Raw genomic sequence first — 4,081 nt, forward strand, 5'->3', positions numbered from 1 at the left:
TTGTACTCATTATACTCTTATTAGCGCTTGATTTTTCACGTATTATGGATGCGTTTGTAAGTATTTTTACACAAAAAACAAATATCCGACTTTAAACATACTCTGAGACGCGCGAAATTCTTTAGAAAATGGATTCTTAATTTTGCTCGTCTCATAGAGACGATAGAGAATGTCTTCTTCCATTTAAAACAGTGGATTTCAAAGAATTCAAAAAATTATTAGAGAATGTTGGAGGAAAAAGATGAGCTTTGTAACGGTATGTTGGAAAATCCTATTCCCGAACTTTTGTTAACGCTCCCGAACCTTTAAAAAGATTACAAAGAATCAATACGTTATACATAGGAGAAAATTGTATGGCGGAGAGAGAGGAGAGCGTTATATTTATATAAAATCAATAAGTTATATAAAAGTTCGGGAGTTTTGATTCCGTTGATTCTTTTAACTTATTTTATGTCTATCCCGAACCTTTTTGTAGCTTTTTGATTGCTTCTATTGCAAGGCGTTTTCTATCAGCTGTTTTGGTATAAAGGGATGCCATTTTATCTTCTGTCCAGCCAAAAAGCGCTTTCATTTGCGAAACTGTCGCACCAGCATTGGCTGCACGTGTTGCTGCTAATTTTCGCAATCCGTGCGCTGATTTTTTAATACCTGCTGCATTACATGCTTCACGAAAGAGGTTGCCAAAACTTTCTTTGACAAGCTTATTTCCACCTTTACCACAAATGAATGTTTCATTACCTATAGGACCAATTTTAAGGGTTTCCTCTAGTTCTGGTAAAATAGGAAGAAAAACATCTGTTTTAAATTGGCTCTTTTCTGTTTTTAGATAAATGATATTATCTTTGACGTCTTTCCAGCCGATACGAACGGCATCACCACGACGCAAGCCTGTATAAAGAAGAACATCAATCCAGACGCGTTCATGTGTACCATGTGACCAACGGTGATAATATTTGTCTATGTCCTCTTCTAGCCATGGCAGTAATCCCTCACTGTTTAAAGATTTTGGTGCTTTTATATTAAAGGCAGGATTTCTATTTAAAAGGGCATTATCAACCGCCCAATTAAAGAGACCATTTAAAGAGGTCAAAAAATGTTTTGCAGCCGCGGGGGTCTCTCGCCTTCTGTCTACGGCTTCAAGAATGTGTTGTTTGTTTATGCTTTTATATGCACGATCACCGATATGTTTAGAAACATTATTCAGAATTCGATATTTAACTTTTTTAGTGGATTCTGATTGATTATGCCATTGCATGCTTTGTAAATACTGATGCAATAACCAATCGAAAGACCCTTCTGTGAGTCTGGTACGCCTCTTTGTTTTGGAGGAGCCATTTTGCGCTTGTTTAATAGCCAGCGTATAATTGTCAACAAACTCTTGCGTTCCATAGGTTCCTTCAATCCGAAACCGTGGTCCATGACCAATACGTACATACCATATAACTTTACCATGGCGTGTACGTTCACGAACAAGATGCGGTGGACGGCGTTTTGGCATGGCTAAAACTTTATACCGTCGACAGAGGGGCAGCTTTTGCTGGTCTCGTAGTCTTCTTGTTCATTTTCAAGCGGTGGAAAATCATCAATGCTATAAGTATTATCTGTCGTTGTTGGTGTTATGGTTTTATTGATATGAATTAATAATTCCCCTGTAGGTTTGATTTCTATGAGTTCACATCCTTGTTTTTTAGCTTCTCTTAAAGCACGAGCAATAGCTGGTTGCGTGATAGTAGGTGGGCGGTGTGGCATGTTTATTCCCCTTCATTTTAGATGTAATTCACTCGTGGCGTGAATCACGCTGGTGTTAAAATTTTGTTTGTGTTGCTAGAAAGGAATGTCGTCTTTTGCTGAAGAGTCGCCGTTCTGGGCGGTCATAGTTCGTTTACAAGCTTCTGAATTATCATAAATTTTTGTATCGCCATAAATTCTTGAATCACTATCGATAACCACATTTCCATAAATTTCTACGCTTCCAAAAATATGACCTCCATATATTTTGACGTTATTATAAATTTTTGCATTTCCAAAAATCTCTGCATTATAAGCAACTTGTGCGTTATCAAAAACCTTAGCGCTATCGTAAATATTGGCAAACAAATACGCCTTGGCATCATTATAAATCCAACAATCGTTTTCATGACTTAAATTGTCTTCATGCTCTATAAAGCCGCCAAGATCACCTGCCTTTACATCTCCAAAGTCTTTCAATGCACGGATGCGGTAAAGCGTAATGTATCCATCAAACTCAATTGTTTCATCAGTCAGTTCGTATTTTCTCATCTGGTTTGTTCTCTAGTTGAGATTCTTCTATCGCCATCAATCCAGTCGTCCCAACATACACATGCTTCACCGTAAATTTTTGCATGACCGTAAACATGCGCATCACCGTAAACTTGCGCATTGCCGTAAACACGCGCCCCATCGTAAATGTATGCCTCACCGTAAACTTGTGCATTGCCATAAACTTCTGCATTATCAAAAACGTGCGGTTCACCGCAAATATATGCATCACCGTAAACTTCTGCATGACCGTAAATGCATGGTTCATCGAAAACTTCTGCTTTGCCATAAATACGAGAATTGTCGTAAACATGTGCATAACCGTAAACATGTGCATTTTCGTAAACCTTAGCATCATCATAAACCTTGGCATAACCACCAATCCAGCAATTACCATGATGCGATAGGTTATCTTCTTTCTCGATATAGCCGCCAAGATCACCTTGCTTGACGTCCTCCAAATCTCTCAATGCACGAATGCGGCGGAGCGTTTTGCGCCCAACTTCGATTGTTTCATCTGTCAGTTCATATTTTTTCATCTGGTCTTTTCTCCAGTTGATATGGCGTTATAGTCATCAACGTGTGCGCTACGGTAAACTTCTGCATCACCGTAAACTTTTGCTTCTCCGTAAATTTCTGCCTTATCGTAAACACGTGCTTCATCGAAAACGCGTGCATCATTGTAAACTTTTGCACGCCCATGAACATGTGCATTGCCAAAAACCAAGGCATCACCAAAAACCTTGGCATAACCATAAACCTCTGCATTATGGGAAACGCATGCATTACCGTAAACTTCTGCATGATCATAAATTTTAGCATCACCATAAATCCTTGCACTATCGCCTACATGTCCGTCTTTAACTTTTGCATTGCCATAAACTTCTGCCTTATCGGAAACATATGCATAACTGTAAACATGTGCATTTTCTAAAACTTTTGCATAATCGTAAACGCGTGCACAACCGTAAACCTCTGCCTTATCGTAAACACGTGCTTCATCGAAAACGCGTGCACAATCGTAAACCTCTGCCCTGCCGTAAACGCATGCCTCACCGTAAACTTTTGCTTCTCCATAAATTTCTGCACGACCGTAAACGCGCGCTTCATCGAAAACGTGTGCGCTCTCGTAAACATGTGCATTATCGGAAACTTTTGCTTCATCGAAAACAAGTGCATTGCCATAAACACGTGCATCTCCAAAAACACAAGCCTTATACCAAATCCAACAATTGCCCTCATGGGATAAGTTGCCTTCATGCTCTATAAGACCGCCTAGGTCGTCTGCTTTAATACCACCAAAGTCTCGTAAGGCACGAATGCGGTGGAGAGTTTTGCCATCAACCTCAGTTGTTTCATCAGTAAGTTCATATTTTTTTTCCATGGTTTATTTCCTTGATTTGCGCACAATCCACCCGTAGCGTGAATCATGCATTACTTAAAAGTTGTTAGTAAATGGGTGGGGGTGCTGGGAGGAGAGAGCACCCCCATAGGTTTAAGCAGCTTTTGCCAAAATCTTTTGCATCTCTTGTTCTATTTCCCCTAAAAAGATTTCGACCGCTTTATTAATCTCTTCAATGTATTGCTCATCACGGTTGACGCGTTTGACTTTCATTCTCAAACCAGTAGATTTGCCTACAAAGTTTGGATTATAGCTCATGAAATCACACCACTTTCGTCCTGTACAAGCCATTTGGAATTGCATTTGTGCGTGATATTCAGGCTTGATTTCGTCATACATAAAAAAACGAAGATGAGTTGTTGATTGTGGACATTTGACTTCGATTAAACCGTCCTCTCC

At 39.5% G+C, this 4,081-nt stretch carries 6 protein-coding genes; all 6 read right to left on the minus strand.

The genetic code is table 11. From position 1 onward, the window contains the following. Window positions 1–454: 454 nt before the first annotated feature. Window positions 455–1,498, minus strand: a complete 1,044-nt coding sequence (locus tag ACFIKE_RS08505) for a tyrosine-type recombinase/integrase (protein WP_375628768.1) — start codon at window positions 1,496–1,498, stop codon at window positions 455–457. 2 nt (window positions 1,499–1,500) lie between these two features. Beyond that, window positions 1,501–1,749 (minus strand): hypothetical protein, encoded by a 249-nt coding sequence (locus ACFIKE_RS08510; protein ID WP_015857131.1) that lies wholly within the window; start codon window positions 1,747–1,749, stop codon window positions 1,501–1,503. A 75-nt stretch (window positions 1,750–1,824) separates the two neighbouring features. Continuing rightward, a complete protein-coding gene (locus ACFIKE_RS08515) occupies window positions 1,825–2,280 on the minus strand; it encodes a hypothetical protein (protein WP_375627550.1) in 456 nt (151 codons plus the stop codon). Next, on the minus strand, window positions 2,277–2,819 hold the full coding sequence (locus ACFIKE_RS08520) for a hypothetical protein (RefSeq protein WP_375649285.1): 543 nt from the start codon (window positions 2,817–2,819) through the stop codon (window positions 2,277–2,279). The genes ACFIKE_RS08515 and ACFIKE_RS08520 overlap by 4 nt, the downstream gene beginning before the upstream one ends. Next, entirely contained in the window at window positions 2,816–3,664 is an 849-nt protein-coding gene (locus ACFIKE_RS08525) for a hypothetical protein (RefSeq protein ID WP_375613897.1), read from the minus strand. Before ACFIKE_RS08525 ends, ACFIKE_RS08520 begins: the two co-directional genes overlap by 4 nt. 111 nt (window positions 3,665–3,775) lie before the next feature. Beyond that, window positions 3,776–4,081 (minus strand): YqaJ viral recombinase family protein (locus ACFIKE_RS08530; protein ID WP_375649287.1); only part of this gene is annotated, 306 nt, incomplete at its 5' end.

The sequence above is a fragment of the Bartonella sp. MU70NMGDW genome (assembly GCF_042194085.1).
Taxonomy (GTDB): domain Bacteria; phylum Pseudomonadota; class Alphaproteobacteria; order Rhizobiales; family Rhizobiaceae; genus Bartonella; species Bartonella grahamii.

Bases quoted from the DNA above. Each gene is read 5' to 3' on its own strand.
- ACFIKE_RS08505 (WP_375628768.1), bottom strand. From the start codon at position 1,498: ATGCCAAAACGCCGTCCACCGCATCTTGTTCGTGAACGTACACGCCAT.
- ACFIKE_RS08510 (WP_015857131.1), bottom strand. From the start codon at position 1,749: ATGCCACACCGCCCACCTACTATCACGCAACCAGCTATTGCTCGTGCT.
- ACFIKE_RS08515 (WP_375627550.1), bottom strand. From the start codon at position 2,280: ATGAGAAAATACGAACTGACTGATGAAACAATTGAGTTTGATGGATAC.
- ACFIKE_RS08520 (WP_375649285.1), bottom strand. From the start codon at position 2,819: ATGAAAAAATATGAACTGACAGATGAAACAATCGAAGTTGGGCGCAAA.
- ACFIKE_RS08525 (WP_375613897.1), bottom strand. From the start codon at position 3,664: ATGGAAAAAAAATATGAACTTACTGATGAAACAACTGAGGTTGATGGC.